General features: G+C 65.2%; 26 protein-coding genes. 6 read left to right on the top strand and 20 right to left on the bottom strand.

The annotated features are described in order from the left end of the window. Positions 1-288 carry a flagellar FlbD family protein gene (locus tag PSET11_RS05855; protein WP_124091173.1) on the bottom strand — a complete coding sequence of 96 codons (288 nt, stop codon included), beginning with the start codon at positions 286-288 and terminating at the stop codon, positions 1-3. Positions 289-560: 272 nt separating this feature from the next. Here PSET11_RS05855 and PSET11_RS05850 point away from each other — a divergent pair, with 272 nt between their 5' ends. After that, on the top strand, positions 561-809 hold the full coding sequence (locus PSET11_RS05850; protein WP_160118964.1) for a helix-turn-helix transcriptional regulator: 249 nt from the start codon (positions 561-563) through the stop codon (positions 807-809). Beyond that, complete coding sequence (locus PSET11_RS05845) at positions 806-2,080, top strand: type II toxin-antitoxin system HipA family toxin (RefSeq protein ID WP_124091171.1); 1,275 nt, start codon at positions 806-808, stop codon at positions 2,078-2,080. The genes PSET11_RS05850 and PSET11_RS05845 overlap by 4 nt, the downstream gene beginning before the upstream one ends. Positions 2,081-2,115: 35 nt before the next feature. Here the strand turns inward: PSET11_RS05845 and PSET11_RS05840 are convergent, their stop codons facing one another. The 14 genes from PSET11_RS05840 to PSET11_RS05775 all read right to left on the bottom strand — a co-directional run bounded on the left by PSET11_RS05840 (position 2,116) and on the right by PSET11_RS05775 (position 13,683). Continuing rightward, positions 2,116-3,288 carry a flagellar hook protein FlgE gene (locus PSET11_RS05840; protein WP_124091170.1) on the bottom strand — a complete coding sequence of 391 codons (1,173 nt, stop codon included), beginning with the start codon at positions 3,286-3,288 and terminating at the stop codon, positions 2,116-2,118. 48 nt (positions 3,289-3,336) lie between these two features. Next, positions 3,337-3,771: a flagellar hook assembly protein FlgD gene (locus tag PSET11_RS05835; RefSeq protein ID WP_124091169.1), complete on the bottom strand. Its 435-nt coding sequence runs from the start codon at positions 3,769-3,771 to the stop codon at positions 3,337-3,339. A gap of 30 nt (positions 3,772-3,801) precedes the next feature. After that, positions 3,802-5,088, bottom strand: a complete 1,287-nt coding sequence (locus PSET11_RS05830; protein ID WP_124091168.1) for a flagellar hook-length control protein FliK — start codon at positions 5,086-5,088, stop codon at positions 3,802-3,804. Then, positions 5,085-5,741, bottom strand: coding sequence for a C40 family peptidase (locus PSET11_RS05825; RefSeq protein WP_124091167.1), 657 nt, complete (start codon positions 5,739-5,741; stop codon positions 5,085-5,087). The genes PSET11_RS05830 and PSET11_RS05825 overlap by 4 nt, the downstream gene beginning before the upstream one ends. Further along, positions 5,738-6,169: a flagellar export protein FliJ gene (locus PSET11_RS05820; protein WP_124091166.1), complete on the bottom strand. Its 432-nt coding sequence runs from the start codon at positions 6,167-6,169 to the stop codon at positions 5,738-5,740. The genes PSET11_RS05825 and PSET11_RS05820 overlap by 4 nt, the downstream gene beginning before the upstream one ends. Next, positions 6,166-7,557: a FliI/YscN family ATPase gene (locus PSET11_RS05815; protein WP_124091165.1), complete on the bottom strand. Its 1,392-nt coding sequence runs from the start codon at positions 7,555-7,557 to the stop codon at positions 6,166-6,168. The genes PSET11_RS05820 and PSET11_RS05815 overlap by 4 nt, the downstream gene beginning before the upstream one ends. Further along, a complete protein-coding gene (locus tag PSET11_RS05810) occupies positions 7,554-8,180 on the bottom strand; it encodes a FliH/SctL family protein (protein ID WP_160118963.1) in 627 nt (208 codons plus the stop codon). The genes PSET11_RS05815 and PSET11_RS05810 overlap by 4 nt, the downstream gene beginning before the upstream one ends. Continuing rightward, positions 8,170-9,189, bottom strand: a complete 1,020-nt coding sequence (fliG, locus tag PSET11_RS05805; RefSeq protein WP_124091163.1) for a flagellar motor switch protein FliG — start codon at positions 9,187-9,189, stop codon at positions 8,170-8,172. Before fliG ends, PSET11_RS05810 begins: the two co-directional genes overlap by 11 nt. Next, positions 9,186-10,823: a flagellar basal-body MS-ring/collar protein FliF gene (gene fliF, locus PSET11_RS05800; protein WP_124091162.1), complete on the bottom strand. Its 1,638-nt coding sequence runs from the start codon at positions 10,821-10,823 to the stop codon at positions 9,186-9,188. Before fliF ends, fliG begins: the two co-directional genes overlap by 4 nt. Further along, a complete protein-coding gene (gene fliE, locus PSET11_RS05795) occupies positions 10,823-11,119 on the bottom strand; it encodes a flagellar hook-basal body complex protein FliE (RefSeq protein ID WP_124091161.1) in 297 nt (98 codons plus the stop codon). The genes fliF and fliE overlap by 1 nt, the downstream gene beginning before the upstream one ends. Further along, on the bottom strand, positions 11,119-11,511 hold the full coding sequence (locus PSET11_RS05790) for a flagellar basal body rod protein FlgC (protein ID WP_124091160.1): 393 nt from the start codon (positions 11,509-11,511) through the stop codon (positions 11,119-11,121). Before PSET11_RS05790 ends, fliE begins: the two co-directional genes overlap by 1 nt. After that, positions 11,508-11,852: a flagellar basal body rod protein FlgB gene (locus PSET11_RS05785; RefSeq protein ID WP_124091159.1), complete on the bottom strand. Its 345-nt coding sequence runs from the start codon at positions 11,850-11,852 to the stop codon at positions 11,508-11,510. The genes PSET11_RS05790 and PSET11_RS05785 overlap by 4 nt, the downstream gene beginning before the upstream one ends. Positions 11,853-12,041: 189 nt before the next feature. Continuing rightward, complete coding sequence (locus tag PSET11_RS05780) at positions 12,042-12,437, bottom strand: ArsR/SmtB family transcription factor (protein ID WP_238989049.1); 396 nt, start codon at positions 12,435-12,437, stop codon at positions 12,042-12,044. Further along, entirely contained in the window at positions 12,403-13,683 is a 1,281-nt protein-coding gene (locus tag PSET11_RS05775) for an MFS transporter (protein ID WP_427846146.1), read from the bottom strand. Before PSET11_RS05775 ends, PSET11_RS05780 begins: the two co-directional genes overlap by 35 nt. A 119-nt stretch (positions 13,684-13,802) precedes the next feature. Here PSET11_RS05775 and PSET11_RS05770 point away from each other — a divergent pair, with 119 nt between their 5' ends. Then, on the top strand, positions 13,803-14,297 hold the full coding sequence (locus tag PSET11_RS05770) for a hypothetical protein (protein WP_124091157.1): 495 nt from the start codon (positions 13,803-13,805) through the stop codon (positions 14,295-14,297). A 148-nt stretch (positions 14,298-14,445) separates the two neighbouring features. Then, positions 14,446-15,054, top strand: coding sequence for a DUF305 domain-containing protein (locus PSET11_RS05765; RefSeq protein ID WP_124091156.1), 609 nt, complete (start codon positions 14,446-14,448; stop codon positions 15,052-15,054). A 56-nt stretch (positions 15,055-15,110) separates the two neighbouring features. On the opposite strand, the gene PSET11_RS05760 is transcribed toward PSET11_RS05765, so the two are convergent. The 4 genes from PSET11_RS05760 to PSET11_RS05745 are packed head-to-tail and all read right to left on the bottom strand — an operon-like array spanning position 15,111 to position 19,972. After that, positions 15,111-16,811: a glycoside hydrolase family 13 protein gene (locus PSET11_RS05760; protein WP_124091155.1), complete on the bottom strand. Its 1,701-nt coding sequence runs from the start codon at positions 16,809-16,811 to the stop codon at positions 15,111-15,113. Between the two features lie 49 nt (positions 16,812-16,860). Further along, positions 16,861-17,763, bottom strand: coding sequence for a carbohydrate ABC transporter permease (locus PSET11_RS05755; protein ID WP_124091154.1), 903 nt, complete (start codon positions 17,761-17,763; stop codon positions 16,861-16,863). Further along, positions 17,763-18,653, bottom strand: a complete 891-nt coding sequence (locus PSET11_RS05750; RefSeq protein WP_124091153.1) for a carbohydrate ABC transporter permease — start codon at positions 18,651-18,653, stop codon at positions 17,763-17,765. The genes PSET11_RS05755 and PSET11_RS05750 overlap by 1 nt, the downstream gene beginning before the upstream one ends. A gap of 26 nt (positions 18,654-18,679) precedes the next feature. Beyond that, positions 18,680-19,972: an ABC transporter substrate-binding protein gene (locus PSET11_RS05745; protein WP_124091152.1), complete on the bottom strand. Its 1,293-nt coding sequence runs from the start codon at positions 19,970-19,972 to the stop codon at positions 18,680-18,682. A gap of 119 nt (positions 19,973-20,091) precedes the next feature. Between PSET11_RS05745 and PSET11_RS05740 the strand changes: the two genes are divergently transcribed. Then, positions 20,092-21,303: an ROK family protein gene (locus PSET11_RS05740; RefSeq protein ID WP_124091151.1), complete on the top strand. Its 1,212-nt coding sequence runs from the start codon at positions 20,092-20,094 to the stop codon at positions 21,301-21,303. After that, positions 21,296-21,844 carry a GNAT family N-acetyltransferase gene (locus PSET11_RS05735; protein WP_238989047.1) on the top strand — a complete coding sequence of 183 codons (549 nt, stop codon included), beginning with the start codon at positions 21,296-21,298 and terminating at the stop codon, positions 21,842-21,844. The genes PSET11_RS05740 and PSET11_RS05735 overlap by 8 nt, the downstream gene beginning before the upstream one ends. Positions 21,845-21,869: 25 nt before the next feature. On the opposite strand, the gene PSET11_RS05730 is transcribed toward PSET11_RS05735, so the two are convergent. Further along, the gene (locus tag PSET11_RS05730; RefSeq protein WP_203415914.1) at positions 21,870-22,457 is read right to left on the bottom strand and encodes a DUF1349 domain-containing protein; all 588 of its coding nucleotides are present in this window, start codon (positions 22,455-22,457) and stop codon (positions 21,870-21,872) included. Positions 22,458-22,588 lie beyond the last annotated feature (131 nt).

Below are 22,588 nucleotides of genomic sequence, written 5' to 3'. Positions count from 1 at the left end.
CTACTTTCCTGGCCGATGCGGACGCGTGGCGCCGCCGTCGGAATCTTCTGCTGGCGTCCGGACCAGGCTCAGCGGGTGGCCGGTGACCGTGGGGAGGTCCCTGGCGCGGCTGAGCACATAGGCGCGGTAGTTGGCGATCAGTTCCACCACGTCGGCGAGGCTTTCCTGCACCACGTACGCGGCGCCGTCGAGCGTTACCAAGTGGGTGTCGGGGCTTTCGTGGATCCGCTCGATCAGGTCCGGGTTGATCGCAAAACGTGAGCCGTTGAGGCGTGTCACGACGATCATGGCCGGGCTACTCTCTGGAGGGGTGCGGCTAAACGCCGCTGCTGGGGCTGTACTCCCTGTACTGTCGGCAGCAGCGGCGCCAACGTTAGGCAGCCGGGCCAACGGGCGTAATTCGCCACCCGCCATGCTCGGCCCATCGTGCTCGCCGAAGGCTTCCCGAGCCTTGGCCGAGGCCCGAGGACTGCGCGTGTGCCAGATCTGTCACAAACCCCAGTTATCGGCAGATGGGCCATATCTGGCACAAATGGCAATTAGGCGCGTATGATCAATATATGTCACAAACTTCGTTTTATCGGGCTGTCGACGCCGCCTCCCTGGGGCGGGCCATCAGTGATGCCCGAAAGGAAGCGTCCCTGACCCAACAGGATCTGGCGGACCGGCTCGGCACCGCCCGACGGACCATTGTCAGGCTTGAGCATGGAGAAGCGGTCTCCGTCGTCGTCGCCATGGACGCCATCCGGGTGCTGGGCCGCGACGTCGCCCTGGTCCCCCGGTTTGCGAAGCTGCAGGTCAAGGCGTGAGCCCACGGAGCAAAAGCCTCGAAGTATTCCTGCACGGGAAGCACGTCGGCGTCCTCACCGGGTCTGGTCTGAGGATGTCCTTCCGCTACGACCCGGACGTCGTAGCCGAGTACGGCGCCTCCTCCGTTTTGCTGTCCCTGTCTTTGCCTGTGGACCGGAAGAAGATCGACGGGCCCGCGGTGTACAACTACTTTGACGGGCTCCTGCCGGAGGGCCAGATCCGTTCGCATCTCGCTTCAGAGAAGGGGCTCTCGACCCCTGATGCCTTGGGGCTGCTCGCCATCCTGGGCGCCGACTGTGCCGGCGCCGTCCAGGCGCTTCCGGCAGGTATGTCCCCTGATGGCCCGGCCGGCTCCCAGCCGATGACCGTCGATGAGGTCGTCAGCGTCGTCGAGGCGCTGCCGACCTGGGATCTGCCCGATGACTTCGCGATTACCGCTTCGCTGGGCGGCATTCAGTCCAAGGTGCTGCTGAGCCGGTATGGTGACGGCTGGGCCTGGCCTGGCCCCGGGGCAGTGTCCACGCACATCATCAAACCGGAGCCGCTCGATTCGCCGGTGCCGCACCTAATCGCCTCGGAAGATTGGGCGCTGAAGGTGGCCGCTGCCGCCGGACTGCCGGCCGCACAAGCGCATCGGGAGACGTTTGGAGCCCGCCAGGCAATCGTCGTGACCCGGTACGACCGGACTCCGGACGGTGGCCGGCTGCACCAGGAAGACTTCACCCAGGCTCTGGCGCTGGCCAGCACCTCCAAGTATGAGACCTCCACTACACCGCCGTCCCGCCTGACCCAGCTCGCGCGAGCCGCGGCACCGCACACGAGGGACGACCGGGAGTTCCGGCGCGAGCTGCTCCGAGCCATCACCTTCAACCTCGTGATCGGCAACGGGGATGCGCACTCGAAAAACTATTCGATGCTGATTCGGGACGGAGGCGAAGTGTTGCTCGCCCCGCTCTACGACATCGCCCCCACCCTGCTGCTCTACGCCCAGAGCAACAACGCCGGCCACGTCGTGGGCGGCCAATCAAGGCTGAACTACCTCACCCTCGATCACGTCATTCGGGAAGGTGAATCGTGGGGCATGGATGCCGACGATGCGCGGGCGACGGCGGTTGCCGTCCTGGAGTCGGCGGCCACGGCGGCGTCCAAGGTGCCCGCGCCGGAGGAGATTGGCTTCCTGAGCGAACTCGTCGCAGCGCGGGCCGGCGACCTGCTTGAGGGCCGAACGGCCCGCCGGGTCCTTGTCGGTCAGACTCCGGCGGCCACCTGACGTTTCGGACGCCGACCGTGCGTGAGGGGCGGCCGCTACCGCTTCAGGCTGCTGAGTTCCTGCAGCACCTCATCGGAGGTGGTGATGATTCGGGCGTTGGCCTGGAAACCGCGCTGAGCCACAATCAGGTTGGTGAATTCCTGGGACAGATCCACATTGGACATCTCCAGGGTGCCGCCGGTCAGGCTGCCCATGCCCGCGTCGCCAGCCGACCCAATCTGTACCTCGCCGGAGTTGGCGGTAGCCACGTAGGAGGAGCCGCCTGCCTTCTCGAGGCCTGACGGGTTGGTGAAGTTTGCCAGGGCAATCCGGCCCAGCGTCTGCTTGCTGCCGTTGCTGAAGGAGCCGATCAGCGATCCGTCAGTGCCGAGCGTGAAGCCTTCCAGCTTCCCGGCCGCGGCGCCGTCGGCAGCCTTGGCCGTCAGGTTGTTGTTTCCGGCGAAGCCCGAGACTGCTGACAAATCCACTGTCACCCCGCCCACTGTCAGGTTCCCGCCATTGGTGCGCACGCCGTTGGTGAATCCCAAGGTTCCGGTTGCGGTAGCTCCGGTGGGGCTGACGGCACGGGTATCCCAGCCCGCAGCGGTCTTGGTGAAGGTCAGGGCGATCAGGTTGGCTTCGCCGCTGGGGCCAAAGGTCTTGACATCCCGCGCCACCACGGTTCCGACGGCGGCATCGTTGGGGAGGTTGCCCTCCGTGCCCACCCGGGTGGTGGCCACCGCCGGGGACAGCGTGTTGGTGTTCAGGGCCAGGCTGGAGGTGGGTCCGCCAGCGTTGACCACGCCGTTCACGGCGGGCCAGCCCTGCAGGACGGCACCGTCTGGGCTGACCAACTGTCCCGCGGAGTCGAAGTTGAAGGCGCCGGCGCGGGTGAAGAGGTTCTGGCCGCCCTTGCTGGTGAGGAAGAAGCCGTCGCCGTTGATCATCATGTCCTCGGCACGCCCGGTGCTCTGCGATGAGCCTTGGCTGAAGTTGGTGGTGACGCCGGCAACCTTCACGCCCAGGCCGATCTGGGCCGGGTTGGTCCCGCCGCTTTCGGCTTGAGGGCCGGTGGCACCCTGGGTCAGCTGCGAGAGCGTGTCCTGGAACTGGGTAGTGGAGGACTTGAAGCCGTTGGTGTTCACGTTGGCGATGTTGTTGCCGGTGACATCGAGCATGGTCTGGTGGGCGCGGAGCCCGGAAATTCCCGAGTAGAGCGAGCGGAGCATGGGACTGCCTTTCGTCAAAGGTGGAACTGAAGAATGAGGGGGGTGCTTCTAGATGATCGGCGTGGCGGGCCCAGGGCTGGTCCCCACCCCGCTGACCGCGTCGAGGGTGACGCTCTGGGAGCCCACCATCACCGTGGGAACAGGCCCCGAGTAGGACACCGAGTTGGCGATTCCCGATCCCACTGTGCCGTTGGGCAGCGTGTAGTTCACGGTCTGACCCACCAGCGCCGCGGCGGCGGACCGCATCTGCAGGGAGAACCCTTCCTTGCTGTTGGCGGCCATCTCGGTGGTTTTTTCCATCATGGACAGCTGGATGGTCTGGGCCATCATCTGGTTGGTGTCCATGGGTGCGCTGGGGCTCTGGTTCTTTAGCTGCGCCACCAGCAAGGACATGAACGCCTCGGAATCCAGGGTCTGCGCGGGCTTTCGCGTCGCGGCGGCCTGGGGAGTGGCCCCAATGCCGGAGATGGGTTGGACTGTCATGGAAGGTCCTTCAGGTAGGTGCAGGCGGAGTCAGGCAAGGACGTCAAGGGGCTGATGGCGGCCGACGGCGGATACTTCAGCAGGTCCGGTCAGCCCGCCGTTCGGCGGGCTCCTGGCGTCGCCGTCGAACGCTGCAGCTTCGGTGCGGTGGGCATGGCGTTGGTCGCTGAAACCGTGCCCACTCTGCTGCCCGAACCCTTGTTGTCCGAACGGCTGCTGCCCGGGGCCAGGTTGGCCGAATCCACTGTGGCCGGACCCTTGCTGACCTGGGGCTTGGCTGAAGGCAGCCCCGGGTTGGCCCGGCTGCGCGGCCTGCTGATTCTGCGTGGAGTTCTGCGCCAGTTGAAGGTTTTGTCCGGCCAGGGCTGCCAGCGGCAATTCGCCGTCCGCCACTATCAAGGACGCGGCGACGCCTGCTGTGACCAGTCCCTGCCGAAGTTCCGGCAGGATGTTGGCCAACGCCGTCCGTGCTCCCTCGCCGGCAAAGAGTTCGATCCGGACACCGGCTGGTCCGATCTGTGCCTGCACGGTGATGCTGCCGAGACTTTCCGGGCTCACCCGCAACGTCATGGTGTGGTTGCCTGCGCTGCTGGCGGCAAGCGTAAAGAGGGGCCGCTGCAGCTGGTGCGCCAGGCCCTGCGATGGCGGCGGGGACGCAGCCTGGCTGACACTGGTTGGCTGCATCGCGGGGACGTTGGCGTCCGCGCCGACCTGAGTCACCGCGACCGACGCAGCTGCGACCGACGCGGTCATCCCGCCCGGCGGGAGGGTTGCGGGAACTGCTGCTGGCAGTGGGGTCGCGGCTGGTGCGCCCTGGGACTTTTCTGCTGGTAAGGGCTTCTCTGCAGCTATCGACGGCTCTGCCGGAACGGCGTCGGTCGCCGCCGCAGGGGCGTCATCCTGAGGAACGGCCACCGGAGGAACGGCCACCGGAGGAACGGCCACCGGAGGGGCGGCATCCTGAAGCGCGGAGTCCAGAGGAGCGGTCGCTGGAGAGGTCACCACCGAAGGGTTCGCCGCCGGAGCAGGAACAGCCAGCGAAGGCCCCGGAAAATAAGGTACCGCCAGCGAGGACTGGTCGGCCGTTTCTTCAGTCACCATAGGCTCCAGCGCCTCATCGGGAGAAGGCTCAGGACGACCCGCAGCCTCCCCCGTCAGCGAAAAAGCAGAAACGGAAGCCGCCGCAAAAACACCAGCGAAGGCACCCGCGGACGCGCCGCCGTCGTCCGCGGTGGCGTTTTTCGCCGAGGTGCCGGGCGCAGCGGACTGCATTCCGGGCAGCGCCTTGCCGCCGAGAACAGCAGCTACAGTACTCATGCGCCGTTCCCACCTGGGACGATGCGGCGGATCGAGGTGAGGTTCGAGTGCTGTTCCCACGCGTCGCGGATCTGGATGGTCTGGCCGGGCACTGGTGCGTCGATCGCCTTGCCGTTGCCCAGGTAAATGGAGATGTGCTCGCCGCCGAAGCTGACCAGCAGGTCGCCTGCTTTCGCTTCGGCGAGGGAAGCCACGGGCGTGCCCTGGTTCATCTGGTCGCTCACCACGCGCGGCAGTTCGATGTTGAGGTCCTTGAAGACCCGCTGGACGAACCCGGAGCAGTCCATGCCGGTGGCCGGGTTGGTCCCGCCCCACACGTACGGCACGCCAATGTACTTCTTCGCGGTGGCAACCACGGTATCGCCGTTCACCCCGCCGGCGGCACCGGCACCGGCAGCTCCCGCAACGCCCGAAACGGCGAGCGCAGCCGACGTCGACGCTCCCGTTCCTGCGGTCAACGACGCCGGCAGCCCGCCCAGGACTGCCGACGCGTCAGTGCCGCCCAACGCGGTGGTGAGTGCCTGGTTGAATGCTGCAGACCCAGCAGCCGAGGACGCCGATGTTGCCGGCGACTTGGCAGCAATGGGCGCTTTGAGCTGGTCGATCATGCTTTGGATGCCCTGCATCCGGCCGATCACGTCTGTCATGGTCATGATCGGGCGCCTTCCCGTCGGTGCCACGAGACGGAGGCGATTTCGTCCAACGCTCCCTGTTCGGTCTTCAAGTCGGACGCGGCAAGGTCTGCCTGGTGCCGGACCTCGAGCTTTTCCAAGCCCACGGAGCGGACCCTGGCCTGGGTGAAGTCCCGGCGGGCGCTGCTGAGCTGCGCCTCGGCGTCAACGGTCAAGGCGTCGAGTTCCGTCAGCATGCTTTGCGCTGATGCACGCGCCGCAGCGATCGCCCGGAGCCCAACAGCGTTACTGACCTGCTCCGGCGAGTCCTTCAAGTCCTGGCGGGCAGCGGCTTCCCGGGCCCGGACCGAGCGGGACCGGGAGGCGGCCCGAGCCACCCCGCTGGCGGCTTGGTCTTGCTGGATGCGTCGGATCCGCAGGAGTCCGGCCAGTGAAAATTCCCGGCTCATGGCCGTACCCCCAAGGTTGTGACAAGTGTGTGTAGTTGCTGCCAGGCCGAGTCGATGTCCGTCGATTGGTCCATCCGCTGCTGCAGGAGCTGATTGATGGCGTTCTCGTGTGCGAGCGCTGCATCAACCATCGGGTTGTTACCCGGCTGGTAGGCGCCCACATCGATCAGGTCCTGCGCCGCCTTCCGCGCCGCCAGCACTTTCCGCAGCACGGCGGCGTCAGCAGTCCGGCTGGCCGGGTTGACCTTCGACGCCACGCGGGAGATGGATCCCAGCACATCGACGGAGGGAAAATGCCCGGTCACGGAGAGCCTGCGGTCAAGGACCACGTGCCCGTCCAGGATGGAACGTGCCGCGTCCGCGATGGGTTCGTTGTGGTCATCGCCGTCCACCAGCACCGTATAGATTCCCGTCACGGAGCCGCGTTCAGCGGTGCCGGCGCGTTCGAGCAGTTGCGCCAGAACGGAAAAGGTCGACGGCGGGTAGCCGCGGGTTGCCGGCGGTTCGCCTGCCGAGAGTCCAATTTCGCGTTGGGCCATAGCCACCCGGGTCAGGGAGTCCATCATCAACACCACGTGCCGGCCATCATCGCGGAAGGCTTCGGCGATGCGGGTGGCAGTGAACGCTGCGCGCATGCGCATCAAGGCGGGTTCGTCAGAGGTGGCCACTACCACCACGGAGCGGGCCAGGCCCTCGGGGCCAAGATCGTCTTCGAGGAATTCCCTGACCTCACGGCCACGCTCCCCCACCAGGGCAATGACGGACACTTCTGCGTCGGTCCCCCGGGCCATCATGGACAGGAGGGATGACTTGCCTACTCCGGAGCCGGCAAACAAGCCCAGTCGCTGGCCTTTGCCGAGCGTGGTCATGGTGTCCAGGGCGCGGACGCCCGTCTGCAGCGTTTGGCTGATGCGGGCCCGCTGCATGGCCAACGGTGCGGCCTTGTCGATGCTGACGGCCGGGCCGCTGGCGAGCGGACCCTTGCCGTCGACGGGGCGGCCCAACCCGTCCAGCACTCGGCCGAACAGGCCCAGCCCGGTGGGAACGGTGGCGGGGCTTCCGGTGGCCCGCGCTGGATCTCCGGCCGAAATTCCGTTCAGCCTGCCGAGCGGCATGCAGCGAGCTGCAGCGTCGCTGACGGCCACCACCTCAGCTTCAAGGCCGCCGTCGTGCCCGATCCGCACCAGGTCTCCCACGGCGCAGTCCAGCCCGGAGACTTCCAAGCCCAGGCCCACCACCTTGGTCACGCTGCCTACGCGTTCGGGTCGCGCAGCTTCGCGGGCAGCACCGAGTCGCGTTGTGAGCAGCCCGGAAGCCGGCGGACGCGTGCCCGCTGGCCCCGTTGGATGACCAGCCTCAAGTCCCTCGAATCCCAAGGCGGACCTCATGGCCCCTCCGCCAGAAGGGCAGTCTTTGCCCGCTCCAGTGCGCTGGCAAGCCGGGCGTCCAGCCACCCGTTCTGGTATTCGGCAATAGCGTCGCCGCGGAGCAGGGACGGGTCGGGCAGGATATCGACGCCGGCAGCAGCCGTTTCCGGGTGGCCGGCAACCAGTCTGGCGTCGTCGGGGTGCAGCCGGATCCTGGCCACGTCGCGGGGATCCGTTCCGGTCAAGGCGCGGTCCAGCGCGGCGCGGGCGGAACGTTCGCCATCAGTCAGTTCGTAGCCGAGGATCGCCTCCGCCAACTCCAGCGACGTCTCAAGCAAGGCCCGCTCGGCGTCCAGGATGGTGCCGGCATTAAGCTGGTGCAGGGCCGACGTTGCGCGTTGGAACGCTGCCGCAGCCGCAGCGAGCTGCTGCTCGTGGGCCTGCGCCGTAGCCGCCACCTGAGCCTGCTGCCGTTCGAGGGCCCCTCGCTGTTCTACAGCTGCTGCCCGGAGCCCGGCAGCGTATCCCGCTGCGTGGCCGTGCGTATAGCCTTCGGACCCGGTGTCCGTGCCAGCCTTGCGGATGGCGGGGAAAACCACCTTGGCAGGGGAAACTGCGCTTGCGGTGGGGCCGTCATTCCACAAAGTCGTCCTCCACTTCGCCGCGATGCAGCGTGATGACGCCGTCCGCTTCGAGCTGGCGCATGGCCCGGACAATCTCCGCGCGCGCCTCTTCCACTTGGGATGCCCGGACTGGGCCGGTTGCCTGCATCTCGGCGCGAAGGATCTCCTGGTTGCGGCCGGACACGTTGGTGGTGACGGTTTCCACCACTGTCTCGGAGGCGCCCTTGAGTGCCAGGGCCAGGACGCTGGTGTCCACGCCGCGGAGGACCTGCTGGACGTCTTTGCGTTCCAGGGCCACGATGTCCGCGAAGGCAACCATCCGGTTGCGCAGTTCCACTGCCAGGTCCGGGTCCATGGCATCCAGGCCCTCAAGAACTGCCCGCTCGGTGCCGGAGTCGGACCTGTTGATGATGTCCACCAGGGGTTGGATGCCGCCCACAGCGTCAGATTTTTGCCGGGAATTCGTCGCTCCGCCGCGGAGTTTGAGCGATTCCGCCACCACGCGGACGGCGTCTGGGGCCGGCGAACCCATGGTGGCGATGGAGTGCGCCACGTCGGCCCGAAGGTTGCCGGGCAACCCAGCCATCACCGCAGAAGCGTGCCGTGGGCTCAGGTGCGCCAAGACCAAAGCAATGGTCTGCGGCAGCTCCGCCTCCAACAAGGCCAGCACCTGAACGGGCTCCAGGTCTTCAAGGAATTCGAAGGACCGGCCGGCCATGGTCAAGGCCAAGCGGTTCATGACGCCCGCCGCTTTCTCGCTGCCGAATGATGCCGTCAAAAGGCCCTCAGCCAGTTCCCGACCGCCACGGGCGCCCCGGCGCCCACTGGAAGCGGCGTCATGGAAGTCCGCCAAGATGTCCTCTGCCACGTCGGCATCCACCGATTTCAGCCGGACAATCTCCGCTGCGATGTCTTCCGCCTCGGTTTCGCTGAACTGCGACAGCACCCGCGAGGCGTTCTCGTTGCTCATCTGCATCAGGAGGACCGCAGCCTTCTGGATGCCGGAGAGCTGCGTGCCGGTGGTTCTCATACCGGCCTCCGGTCATCCATCAAGGAGCGCAGATAGTCGGCAGCCTGTTCGGGATTTGCCGCTACCAGGGTATCTACTTCATCGCGTCGGCGCTCTGCCAAGGCCGCCTCCATGCCCAGCCCGCCGCCCGCTCCGATGGCCACCGGTTCGGGGGTGGGAATCGCGGCCATGGCGATTGCCGCCGTCGCCGGTGACGGATCCAGGGCAGGGGTGCCAGGTCCCAGCGGAATGGCGGCGAGAGGCCGCTCACCCAGGTCCACGGGTTCGCGCAGCTGGCCACGGCGGCGCAGGATCGCGATCAGGACTGCCAGTATGGCGATGACCAGAACGGCGCCGCCAGCCATCAGCAGCGTGTTCATGAGGCCCGCGTCCCGCTGCGCATCGGCGTCGGCCTTTCCCGCTTCGAGGGCAGCGGCCGCCGCGTCGGCGGCAGCAGTGCTGAACGGGATGACCTCCACCGTCACCACGTCACCGCGGGCGGCATTCAGGCCAGCGGCAGAGTTCACCAAGGATGTCAGCGAGGCCAGGTTCACGCCGACGGCGGCAGATTGGTTGACAGCCACCGAGACCGTCTGCCGGCGGACCGCGCCCGGCGGGATGACCCGATCTTCGGTGACCTTGTTGACCGCGTTGTTCCGGGTGTTGTTGGACGAGCTGAAGGTACCGTTGCCCGTCCCGTTCTCGCCGTTGGGGACGGCGATGTTGTCAGGTCCCAGCACGCCCGCAGCCCCATTGCCGGTGCCCGTGTAGGTCTCCGTCTGCGTCGATTCGCTCAGCGGCGGAGTTTCGGCGGAGTTGGTGAAGGTTTCGCTTTTCTGCTGGGCGGATTCGCCGGTGACGTCGGCAGCAACAGCCACGGACGAGTTGCCCGGCCCCACTACCCGGTCCAAGACGGCCCGGACAGCGTCAGTGGTGCGTTTCTGGTAGTCCTCGGCCTGCTTTCCGGAGGAGCCGACGGCGGCACCGCCCACTGCGGAGAGCACGTTGCCTTGGGAATCCACCACCGAAACATTGGCGGGCTTGAGGTTCTCGATCGCGGCGGACGTCAGGTGCACAATCGCCTGCACCTTGTCGGTGCTGAGGGTATTGCCCGGTGCCGTCTCCAGGAAGACCGAGGCGGTGGTGTCAGGGGTGCTGGACACGAAGACTGTCTTCTCCGGGATGGCCAGGCGGACAGCGGCGGACTTCACGCCTTCCATGGCGCCGATGGTGGCCGCCAATTCGCCTTCCAGGGCACGCTTGTAGGTCACCGACTGTTGGAATTCGGAGGAGGTCACACCAAGCTTGTCCAGCAGGGAGTAGCCGGTGGCGGCGGCAGTGGGCAGCCCCGCGGAGGCTGCCTTCAGCCGCTCGTCGTAGACCTTGCTTTCCGGCACCATGATGGTGGACCCGCCGTCGGTCAGTTCGTACGGCACGTTGTCGGCGCGGAGCTGTTCCACAATGCTGCTGGCGTCCGTGTCCTTCAGCCCGGAAAACAGCGGGGTGAGCGCTGGTTTGGTCAGCCACGCGGAGAGCGCCACAATGCCCACCACCAGAAGGGCGGCGCCCAGGACGGCGAGGGTCTTCTGGCCGGCGGTGAACCCGCCGATTCCGGAGCCGAGGCGGCGGAAGAAGCCGGTGATCTGTGGTGGCATCAGGCTTGCATCCTCATAATTTCGGTGAACGCGTCAACGCCCTTGTTGCGGACAGCTGCCACCAGTTCCAGGGTGATCTGGGCGCGGCTGGCGACCAAAGTGGCGTTGTGGATGTCAGTCAGGTTGCCAGTGACGGCGGAGACGGCCAGTTCCTTCGACGTCGACTGGAGTTGCTGCAGGTTGTCGACGGCGCCGGTCAGGGATGCCGCGAAGCCGGAGCCGTCAGTGGCTGACGCCGCGCCCACGTAGCTGGTGCGCGCAGGCCCCTGGACGGGTGCGATGGGGATGATGGGCATCAGGAGCGTCCAATGTCGAGGGCGGCAAGGTAGGTTTCGCGGGCACGGTCTACAACCTGGGCATTGAGCTGGTAGCCGCGCTGGGCCATGATCAAGGCGCCCATTTGTTCTTCGAGGTCAATGTCCGGGTATTTGACGTTGCCTTCCGCATCGGCCAGCGGATGGTCCGGCTGGTAGACCATCCGGCCCTCCGCGCTGCCGTACTGGATGCCCTTGACGTAGACGCCGGTGGTTCCGCTGCCGTCAGTTGCTTCCAAGTACCGGGCGCGAAAGGCGTCGCCGGAGGTTGCGCTGGCGGTGTTCATGTTGGCCAGGTTGTCGGAGACAGCGTCGAGCCACTTGCGGTGGACGGTCAGTGCTGTGCCGGCGATGCCGATCGCGTCGAACGTCATCCGTTGGTCCGCAAGGCAGCGCGGATGGCGGTGAACTCGCCACCAATGGCCCTCGACGCGAATTGGAAGCGGAGCACCGTATCGATGTTGGACAGCGTTTCGGTGTCGATGTTGACGTTGTTGCCGTTGAGCTGCGTGGGCTCCAACGACGTCGAGGTGGCGGCTGTGGTGTGTCCGTTGCCGGCTGCCACCGACGATGCCAGCGCAGCCTCGAAGCTCACGCGTTGGGCGCGGAAATTCGGAGTGTTGACGTTCGCGATGTTGTTCGCGATGGTCCGCTGCCGCTGGGCCAGCCCATCGAGGGCACTACCCAAGGCAGCAGAAGTCACGGATTCGAGCACGGGTATCCTGCCTGGCAATGAAGGAAGGCCGATCCGTGGCCACGAAGCGAGCAATCCGTGCTCTGAGATGGTTTATCGGCAGCAGTTCGCGCGGCGTTAGTGAAACGCGTAGAAGTCGTGCAGGAAATTATGTTTGACGGGCTTGAGACACCGCGCAGGAAGTCTCCCCCGGGACCGACTGCGGGTGCGTCAGCCGTGAGGCGGTTCGCCGGTCATCAGGTGATCGGCGTGGTTCATGGTCTCGCGGATCAGCCGGACCAGGTGCCCGTCATGGAGCGAATAGATGATGTGGCGGCCGTCCTTGCGGGTGTCTACTAATCCGCTGAGCCGGAGTTTGGCCAAGTGCTGGCTGACTACGGTCCGTTGCGCTCCGGATAATTCAGTCAGCTCGGTGACGGTCTTGGGGCCGTTGGAGAGTTGCCAGAGCAGGTGCAGCCGGGTGGGTTCGGCCAGCATCCGCAGCGTCCCGGTTGCCGCGTCGAGCAGCTTTGGGTCCGGCGTGACAGAGTGCGCCAGGGAGGGTTCGCCGGGCCCTGCGCCCTGCACGACGCTAGGGCTCTGCGCGCTGCTGGACCTGCTGCTCAAGGTTCTGCTCCTCAGGGGCTGGGTCTTGGCTTCCGCGCTGGTGCGACGGCCAGGACAGGAATGCACCAGTACTGCCTATCATCGCAATAAACGTCAGGGCAAGCGCGGCCCAGCCCAGCCCTGCGGCAGAGCCGATCCAACCGGCCAGCGGATAGGTGAGGATGTAGCAGGCGTGCGAAAGGGAGAACTGGGCAGTAAAGACGTAGGGCCGGCTCGCCTCGGTGGAGGCATCACGCAGCAGCCGGGACGACGGCGTCAAAATTGTTGAGTTCGCGGCACCGAGCAAGAACCAAAGTGCCAACAGGCCCCACCACCCCGGGCCGCCGGTCCCCAGGAGGGGCAGGAATGTGGCACCGGCCAACACAGCAGGGATCACGGCGGCGCCCGTCAGCATCACGCACCGGTTCCCGAACCGGTCCAGGGCCCTGGGCGCTGACAACGCCACGATCATCGACCCGACACCGAAACAGGCCAACGCAAGAGCCAGATCGGCGTCGCTGCGGTGCAGGACATCGCGGACGTAAACCACTGTGTTGACGAGTATCAGAGCCGTAGGGGCTGCGACCACCAGGTTCAACGCCAGCAGGGACCGCAGCCGCCGGTGCCGCCAGAAGATCCGTGTCCCCAGAGTGGTCCGGTGCCACAGCGACGTCTGCAAGCCGGTGGGCGCGGACTGACAAGGCAAGGCCGTGACCGTGACCACGAAGGCCGAGAAGAGGAAGCCGGCGGCTGTAGCGAGGAACAGGTTGTTGTAACTGATCACCGTCAGCAACAGCGCCGCAAGGGCCGGGCTGACCAAGGCCTCCATGTCATAGGCCAGCCTGGAAAGAGACAGCGCCCGCGTATAGTCCCGCTCGTCCTTCAGAACGGTCGGGATCAGCGACTGGAAGGTCGGAGTGAAGGTCGCGGATGCAGATTGCAGCAGGAAAATCAGCACGTAAATCTGCCAGGTCTCTGTGACGAACGGAAGAGACAGTGCCATCGCTGCCCGGACCAGGTCAGCCCCGATCAGAACCGGTTTTTTCGGCAGCCTGGCCACCACCGCGGTGATGACCGGGGCGAGACCAACGTAAGCCAGCATCTTGATCGTCAGGGCCGTGCCCAGGACGGCTCCGGCGTCCCGGCCGGTCAGGTTGTACGCCAAGAGCCCGAGGGCCACGGTGAGCAGCCCTGTGCCGATAAGAGCCACTATCTGGGCGGTAAAAAGCCGCCGATATGTTTTATTTCGCAAGACCGTCAACGTCAGACCTCATTGAGTGCATGTGTGCGACTATATGCACATATTCTAGCTCCTTTTCCGCTACCCCACCAGTGGGCCGAGTAGTCTGGAAGCGGAAGGCACTCGAGAGGACAAGGAGGACCACCGTGGCAAATCAGCTCAGGAGGACCGACTCCACGCTGCTCACGGCCTCCCTCCTGGTCGCAGTCCTCGCCATTATTACCGGACTTCTCGGCATGCACGTCATGACCGGCAGCCACTCGCCAGACACGTCTGCCATGGTTTCAGCGGGCGTCCCGACGACGAGTGGTCTGGCTGCGTCAACGGCCGGAACCGAAGCAGCCGGCCACGACGTCCATATCGCCGCATCGCCGGATTCTGCCGCGTCCCACGAACTGTCCGCGCTCAATGGTGCAGCCTCGCCTGCACAGTGCCCCTGCCCCGGGAACTGTTCAAGCCAGCACTCCATGAGCGCCTCCTGCATTCCGGCACCGGCAACCGGCGGCCTGACGATTCACGCACCGGATGCCACGGTTTCCATCACGGGCACATCCACAGCCTGGGCTACCGCCGGGTACGCCCCCTCGTCCTTCCGTCCCAGCAGTCCTTCACCGGGTGACCTGTCCATCAGCAGAACGTAGGAGCTCCGGACGGCTCGGGCGGTCGCCCGTGCCGTGCCCCATGCTGACGCTCTTCACACGCCCAGTAGCGGCGTGTCCGATGCACCCACTTCTCCTGGCGCGCGAGGCTCCTCGCGCGCCCAAAATTCTCCTGAAGGACCTGATCTTGATGATGACAAAGAAATTCTTCCCCTTGGCCGCAACCGCTATCGCTACCGCCATCGCACTGGCTGGTTGCGGAGCCGATGGCGGTTCCAGTTCCGCCGAACCATCCATGCCCGGAATGGAACACAGCAACAACTCCTCCAGCCCAACAGCAGCAGCAAACCACAACGCCGCAGACGTGATGTTTGCCCAGATGATGATCCCGCACCACGTCCAGGCTGTTGAGATGAGCGACCTCATCCTCGCGAAACAGGGCATCCCCTCCGATATCACCGCCTTAGCCACCCGGGTCAAAGCGGCCCAGGCTCCGGAGATTGAGACAATGACCGGCTGGTTGACGGGCTGGGGGCAGTCCACTGAGGCGCCCGCCGGGCACAGCATGGACGGCATGATGGGCGCCGACGACATGACCCAGTTGGAAGCCGCCCAAGGTGTTGAGGCAGCGAAGCTGTACCTGAGCCAGATGATCGCCCACCACCAAGGTGCCGTGGCCATGGCCACAACAGAAACCGTGGACGGCACCGACACCGCAGCGATACAGCTCAGTAAAGACATCGTGAGCAGCCAAAAGGCTGAGATCCAGGAGATGCAAACCCTGCTGGCCACTCTCTAACTAGCCCAAGGAAGTACCTGCCCCTCTCCCCAGAGAGGGGCAGGTACTTCCTCTTCCTACGCCTGCAGCCAGGCCGTAGCGCAGCCGGGCAGCAATCCAGCGTCCAACGGAGCACTGGTGACCAGTACCGATCCCTCAAGGAGCTGGAACGGTTCCTCGCCGAAGTTCGTCACCGAGGTCCAACCGTTGGGCCGCCGGAACGCCAGGACGTCTGGACGGCCGGTCACCAACCATTCCAGCTCCTCACCCGCCTGCAGCTGGGAACGTAGCGCCAGCGCCTTCCGATACATGCTGAGGGTGGAGTCCTGCAGTGGTTCTTGGGCTGCAACAGAGGCGCCGGCAAACCACTCCGGCTGCGGCAGGTGGGAGCCGCCGGTCCCGAAACCAAACGAGGTGCTCTGGTCCGTCCAAGGGAGGGGAACCCGGCAGCCGTCGCGGCCTACGTCCACGCCCGGGTTGCGGAAGAACGATGGGTCTTGCCGATCGGCGTCGGGAATATTACCCACTTCCTGCAAACCCAACTCTTCGCCCTGGTAGAGGTACGCGGAACCGGGCAGGGCAAACATCAGCAGCGAAGCAGCCGTTGCCCTGCGCAGCCCCAGCAAGGTGTCCACTGCCGAGGGATCGCCGCCGGCCAGCAGCCAAGCCTTCCCGGCATTTCCGGCCATGATGGCCCCTTCGACGGCGGGCCCTGCGGCGGGCAGGCCGTAGCGGGTGGCGTGCCGGATGACGTCGTGGTTGGAGAACACCCAGGTCGAAGAGGCCCCCGATGCGTCTGCCTCAGCCAGGTTCGTGGTGATGATGCTGCGGAACTGCTCGGCGTCGAAATCGGCCTGAAGGAGGTCGAAGTTGAAGGCCTGGCCCAGGCCGTCGGGGCTCGCGTAACGGGCACGCCGATCAGCATGGACCCAGGCTTCGGCGACAGCGGTGCGCGGCGGGGTGTACTCGTTGAAGACCTTGCCCCATTCGGCGTAGATCTCGTGGACCTCGTCGCGGTCCCAGAGCGGGTGCGCGCCGAGGGCGTTTTCGCCTTCTGAGGGCAGTTCGGCCTTGCTGGGCAGGACCTCCGGCAGGTTCTTGGTCAGGGCATGCGCCACGTCGACGCGGAAGCCGTCCACGCCACGGTCAGACCAGAAGCGCAGCGTCGCCAGGAAGTCCTCCCGCACCTCGGGGTTGTCCCAATTGAAGTCTGGCTGTTCCTTGGCGAAGAGGTGCAGGTACCACTGGCCTGGCTGGCCGTCGGGTTCGGTGAGGCGTTCCCATGCGGGGCCGCCGAAAACCGATTCCCAGTCGGAGGGAGGCAGTTCGCCGTTGACGCCGAGCCCGTCGCGGAAGATGTAGCGGGCCCGTGCGGCGGATCCCTTCGGTGCAATCAGTGCTTCCTTGAACCATTCGTGCCGGTCCGAGGAGTGGTTGGGCACAATGTCCACAATGAGGCGGATTCCCGCGGCGTGGAGGGCAGCCGCCATCTCGTCAAAGTCGTCAAGGCTGCCCAACCGCGGGTCCACATTGCGGTAGTCGTCCACGTCATAGCCGCCGTCCGCCAAAGCCGAGGGGTAAAACGGGCTCAGCCAGACGGCGTCGACCCCCAAGGCCTTAAGGTACGGCACGCGGGAGGTCACACCGGGCAGGTCTCCCATTCCGTCACCGTTGGAATCCGCGAAGCTGCGGGGATAGATCTGGTAAACGGAGGCCTGCCGCCACCAGTTGGCGTCCTCGGCGGACAGGGTGGCAACGGACTGCAAGGTTTCGGTCATTAATACATCTTTCGGGATCTGCGGTGGGTGGAACGGAACGGGCGTTGGCCTACTTGATGGCGCCCTGGGTCAGGCCGGACATGACCCAACGCTGCGCAAACAGGTACACAACGATCGAGGGGGCCATGGCCATGAGGTAGGACGCGAAGGAGACGTTGTAGTTGTTGCTGAACTGGGTCTGGAACATCTGCTGCAGGACGGGCAGGGTTTGCAGGGCCGGGTTGGAAATGATGAGGGACGGCATCATGAAGTCGTTCCAGGAGGCCAGGAAGGCGAAGATGCCCACCGTTGCGCTCATGGGAGCCAGGAGCGGGAAAATCAGCTGCCAGAACACCTGCCAGGTGCTGGCTCCGTCAATCCGGGCACTTTCCTCGAGTTCCATAGGGATGGACCGCAGGAAGGCAGTGAACAGCATGACGCTGAAGGACAGCTGGAACATGATGTGCAGGATTGTGACGCCTACGGGGTTGTCCAAGTGGACCATGCCGCTCAGGCTCACCTGGGACAGCGCCACCACCGGGAACGGCAGGAACATGGCCGCCAGCAGGTAGAAGAAAGACCAACGGAACACCTTACGGTCCCAGTTCCGGGCGATTGCGTAGGCGGCGAGGGCGCTCAGGATGATGGTTCCTGCGACGCTGAGCGCAGCAATCCCCACCGAGACGGCGAAGCTTCGGGGGAAGTTTGTCAGGGTCCAGGCCTGGAAAAAGCCGTCAAGGCTCCAGGGCCCGGGGAGCGAGAAGGCGTTTCCGTCCACAGCCTGGGTGGTGGTTTTGAACGCCATGGACACGGTCACGTACAGGGGCACCAGAATCGTCAAGGAACAGACGGCCAGGAGAATCGTCAAGGTCCAGCGGCCGCGTTGCGCGCGGGACATCCGACGGCGGGGTGCGGCTGGCGTGCTCGGTTGCGTTGGGTCCGTGATGGCCTCGGCCAGGGTTGGGGTGGTCATTAGAAGGTCGCCTTTCCGTGGGTGGAACGCAGCTGGAGCAAGGCGATCACGATGGCTATCAGGAAGAAGATGGTGGCGTTCGCCATCTGGTAGGAGTAGTCGCCGCTGCTGAAGCCGTTGAAGATGGACATCGCCACGCTGGTGGTGGAGGTGCCGGGGCCACCGTTGGTCAGGCCCACGATGATGTCGTAGGCGTTCATGAAGCCCTTGAATCCCATGATCACGTTGATCACGATGTAGCCCGCTGCCAGCGGAATGGTGATGGATGCCAGCTTCCGCCACGACGAGGCGCCGTCCAGGGCCGCCGCTTCATAGACGTCTGAGGGGATGGACAGGATGCCCGCAATGTAGATGAGCAAGGTGGCAGGAATTGCCTGCCAGGCCGTCACCAGCACCAAGGCCAGCCAAGCCAGGTTGGGGTTGGCCAGCATGCTCGTTTCCAGCGACGTGATGCCCAGGGCTGTGGCTATCTCCGGCACTGAATTGGAAAACAGGAAGTTGAAGACGTAGGCAATGACGATTCCTGAAATCACCATGGGCAGGACGAACACTGCGCGCAGGGCAATCTTGGCCCGAATTTTTTCGGTCAGGCCCAGTGCCAGGAAGAAGGCAACCGCGTTGACCACCGCCACCGTCACCACGGCGAAGCCAATCGTGAAACCGTACGCCTGGAGGATAGCCGGGTCAGAGAAGGCCGCGACGTAGTTGGTCAGGCCAATGAACTTGAACTCGCCAAAGCCCACCGAATTGGTGAAACTGAGGGTGACTCCCATGATGGCCGGGAGCGTGATGGCCAAGGTGAAGAGCAGAACCGTGGGGAGGAGGAACGCGTAGAACAGGGGTTCAACGCGTCGTCGCGTGGACGGCCGTCCGGTGCGGAGCTGGGACATGGAAGCACTCAATTCTTGCGGGTCAGTCAGACGTTGCGCAGGGCAAGGCGAGCCCAGTCGGCGTCGAGGGTCTGGAGCGGGGCCTCGGGAGCGGCGCCGAGCGCGATTGACTGCGCGTAGCTGGCGACCGGAATGGCGGCGGGAATCAATTGCGACGCACCCAGGTAGAACGCGGCGTCGTCGTAATACTTCTGCATGCCGGCCAGGGCTGGGTTGACGGCCGGCGGCGCGTCCTTGCGGACGCCGAAGCCGTTGTTGTCTGCGTTGTACTTGTCGTTGATCTCGGGGCGCATGAGGAAGGACAGGAACTCACGGGCCGCATCCTTCTTTTTGGACACCTGGGGAATCCACAGGGCCAGGTCCACGTTGACGCGGACCTTGAGGTCGGCCGGATTCTCGGTGACAGGAAGCGGAAAGGTGCCCAGCTTCATGGTGGGAGAGGTCTTGGCGATTTCGTTCAGCGCCCATGGACCCTGCAGGTACATGGCGCTCTTGCCCTGGGCGAAGGCGAGGTTGCCGTCGGCGTAGCCACGACTGGCAGCATCCTTGTTGGCAAAGGCGGCCAACTCCGCGACCCGGCCCATGGGGTCCTTGAAGTTCACTTCAAAGGAGGCGGCAGAACCGGGCTCCACCGACGCGCCCTCGCCGTTAAGTGTGGAAAAGAACTGGGGAACGTCCAGCATGCCACCGACGCTGTAGTCGAAGAGGCCCTGCGCTACGGTCCAGCTGTCTTTGATGGTGTTGTAGAACGGGGTGATGCCAGCGGCGCGCAGGGCCTGGCAGACGGCAACCAGTTCAGACCAGGTGGTGGGCACTGACAAGCCCTGCTGGGCGAAGATGTCCTGGTTGTAGATGACCGATGCAGCAGTTACCGAATACGGGATGGCGCTGGTGCGGCCCGGATAGTCCGCCGTCTGCTGCAACAGCGGCCACAACGCGGGGTTGATCGATTGCGCTTCCGCCGTGTCCGACAGGTCGCTGAGGGCACCATGCTTGACGAAGGCAGCGACAGCAAAGTTGTAGTTCCAGCAGCCCAGGTCCGGCGGCTGGTTGCGGACGAAGTTGGCAGACATGTTCGACGTCGAGTCACGCACCACGCGCACCCGGTCCTGGCTGCGATGGAACTGGTCAATGACGCCGTCGAAGTAGCTGATCACTTCGGGCTTCGATACGTAGAACGTGATTTCGGTGGGCGCCGATGAGGATCCCGACGCTGGCGCGCATCCTGCGAGTGCGCCTACGGCACCCAGGGCACCGGCGCCGAGCAGAAACGACCGTCTGCTGGGGCGGGGCTGCCTGGCCGTGTGAATTGCAAGCACCTCATTGTCTCCTTTGACTGAGGGCACCACCTGATTGATGCCGTCCGCTGTGACTAGATCTAGACCATAAATCTAAGTCGTGAACTAATATTGCACCAGGCCGAGGATAAGGTCAAGGGATGGAAAGAACTGACGTTGCCACGTCGCCGCAGCTGCTCCGCAGAATGAACAAGGTCGCCATCGTCCGCTACGCCCTCGAGGCCGAGGCATTCCGGGCCGTCGATGCCATGGCTGCGACAGGTCTGACCCGCTCCACCGTCCTGGGTGTCTGCGACGAATTGGTTGTCCAGGGCTGGATCGAAGAGATGGGCGATTCGCGCGAGGCCGGCGAGTACAGCAAGGGCAGGCCCGCGCGCCGATACCGGCTGCGGGCTGAGGCGGGGCACATCGTCGCAGTTGACGCTGGGCACCATACGGTGACGGCCGTCGTCGCCGATCTGAGCGGCACCATCCTGGCACGCACTGCCCACACTCTGGCCACCGAAGACGCCCAGGACCGCCGCGTGATTGTGCGGGCCACGGTTGATGGCGCCCTGGCTGAGGCAGGTGTCCTGCCTGCGGAGATCTTTCTGGTGGTGGTGGGAGTCCCTGCCCCCGTCGACGAGTTCGGTCGATCGCCAGAAAGTACCGCGTTCTGGGGCAACATGAACCCGGATTTCCCCACAGTTTTTGCGGACTACGGACGCACGGTGGTGGACAACGACGCGAATCTGGCCGCGCTGGCCGAGCAGGCCCATGGCACCGATGCGAGCACTTTCGCAGCACTGCTTTCCGGCGAACGCTTCGGAGCCGGGTTGGTTGTTGACGGAAAGCTCCTGCGCGGGCCACGGGGCGGCGCCGGTGAGATGCGCCTCCTGGGCGTTGTTGAGGGTGTGGGCTCCGCCGATGGGTTGGGCCTGCTGGGCCGGGAGTGGGCCGTCGCCGCCAGCAAGGCCGGGGCGCTGGCGCCGGGTTCGATTCTGGCCGGTATCCCCCGCGCGCAATTGTCGGCGGAGAAGGTGTTTGACGCCGCAGCCGCTGGCGATAAAGCAGCATTGACTATCGTGGATCGACTCGGCGAACGGCTAGCCCGGGTGGCCCACGTGTTGGCGAGCCTGCTGGACGTGGAGAAAGTGATCGTGGCTGGCGCGGTTGCCGCAGCTGCGGAGCCCGTTCTCACGCGCGCGGCCGCCTTCCTCGCGACATCGTTCGAGGCCCCTGCACCCGTCTTGGCGGCCTCCACTTTGGGGGCCGACGGCGTGGTGCTGGGCGCGCTGGAATGCGGACTCTCGATGGTCCGCAGTCAGCCGCTGTCCTTTGACCCGCGGCTCCCGGAGCTGCCCAGTGCTTGAACCGCGTCAGCTCAGTCCCGGCATCACCATGCGGCTGCTTCGATCAGGCGATGAACAAGCAATGGCCGCAGCCTACGTGCGCAATCGGGAATACCTGTCGCCATGGGAGCCGGTGCGCCCGGACGAATACTTCACCGAGGCAGGGCAGCGGGCAGATCTGATGCGTCGCCTTGCTGCCGAAAAAGCCAGTGAAGGATGCTCCTTCGGCTTGTTTGCCAACGATGCCCTCGTGGGGCGGTTCAACGTGGCCAGCATTGTGCGGGGTCCGTTTCAAAGCGCGGGGCTGGGCTACTGGGTTGATGGCGGTTACGCGGGCCGCGGGCTCGCCTCCGCCGCAGTTCAGGAGATTGTCAGCACGGCCCACGACCAACTCGGGCTGCACCGGATCGAGGCGAGCACGCTCCTGCACAATGCCGGCTCACAACGGGTGCTGGCGAAGGCCGGGTTCCAACAGATCGGGATGGCGCCAAAATACCTGCACATCGCGGGACGCTGGCAAGATCACAACCTCTACCAGGTGATCCTCCACAACCACCTGTAACCTTGGGCCACATCAAAGCGGACGCCTACACCTCTGTGTGCAGGCCCTGGTCCGCGGCAGTGGTACGCCACGATGTGAAGTGCACGGTGAGGTCCCCGCGCGTTGGGGCGCAGCAGAATGGCCCCGCAGTGACGATAGCTTCGGGGTCGAGCGGCGCTACTCGTACCAGGCGCCACGGCTCGTGATCCACCCGCGCCCGGATCGTCAGCGCGTCGCCGAACCTGCTGGCTCGTACCGTGACGAGCCGCCCGGCCCAGCCGGGGACCGGGGAAAGGGACCAGTCGGACACGCCACGGGTCACCACGGCGCCGAGGCTTTCCTCGCCGTCGCTCCACTCAACGCCGGCCTTTGTCCACGTGGTGTCATCAACACGCACGAAGATGCCCGCCTGGTCGAACTGAGCCGAGAAATTGAGGTGGAAGGAAACCTCAACGGCAGTGTCCTGCTCGAAAGGGGCCAGGAGTGCGTGTTCGGTGTCGTGAATGAATCCGTACGAGGTGATTCGCCAGGCGTCGCTCGCCTCGACGGCAGTCACCCGCATACCGTCGTCGGCAATCTTGGCGAGGACGGGTTCGGTCGTCCAGGTCCCCTCGGTCCAAGCAATATCAGGCACTGCGTCAGCTCCTTATGGTCTGTTATGGATCACGGGGTCAGGACCCGTTGCGGAGATTGCCGAGGCTCTCCGAGACTAACATTGGCAAGACCAATTGACGCTGAGTGGGGCTACCACCTATCGACGAGGCG

It is taken from the genome of Arthrobacter ulcerisalmonis (assembly GCF_900609065.1).
Classification (GTDB): domain Bacteria; phylum Actinomycetota; class Actinomycetes; order Actinomycetales; family Micrococcaceae; genus Arthrobacter; species Arthrobacter ulcerisalmonis.
This window is presented reverse-complemented; position numbering and strand designations above follow the sequence as displayed.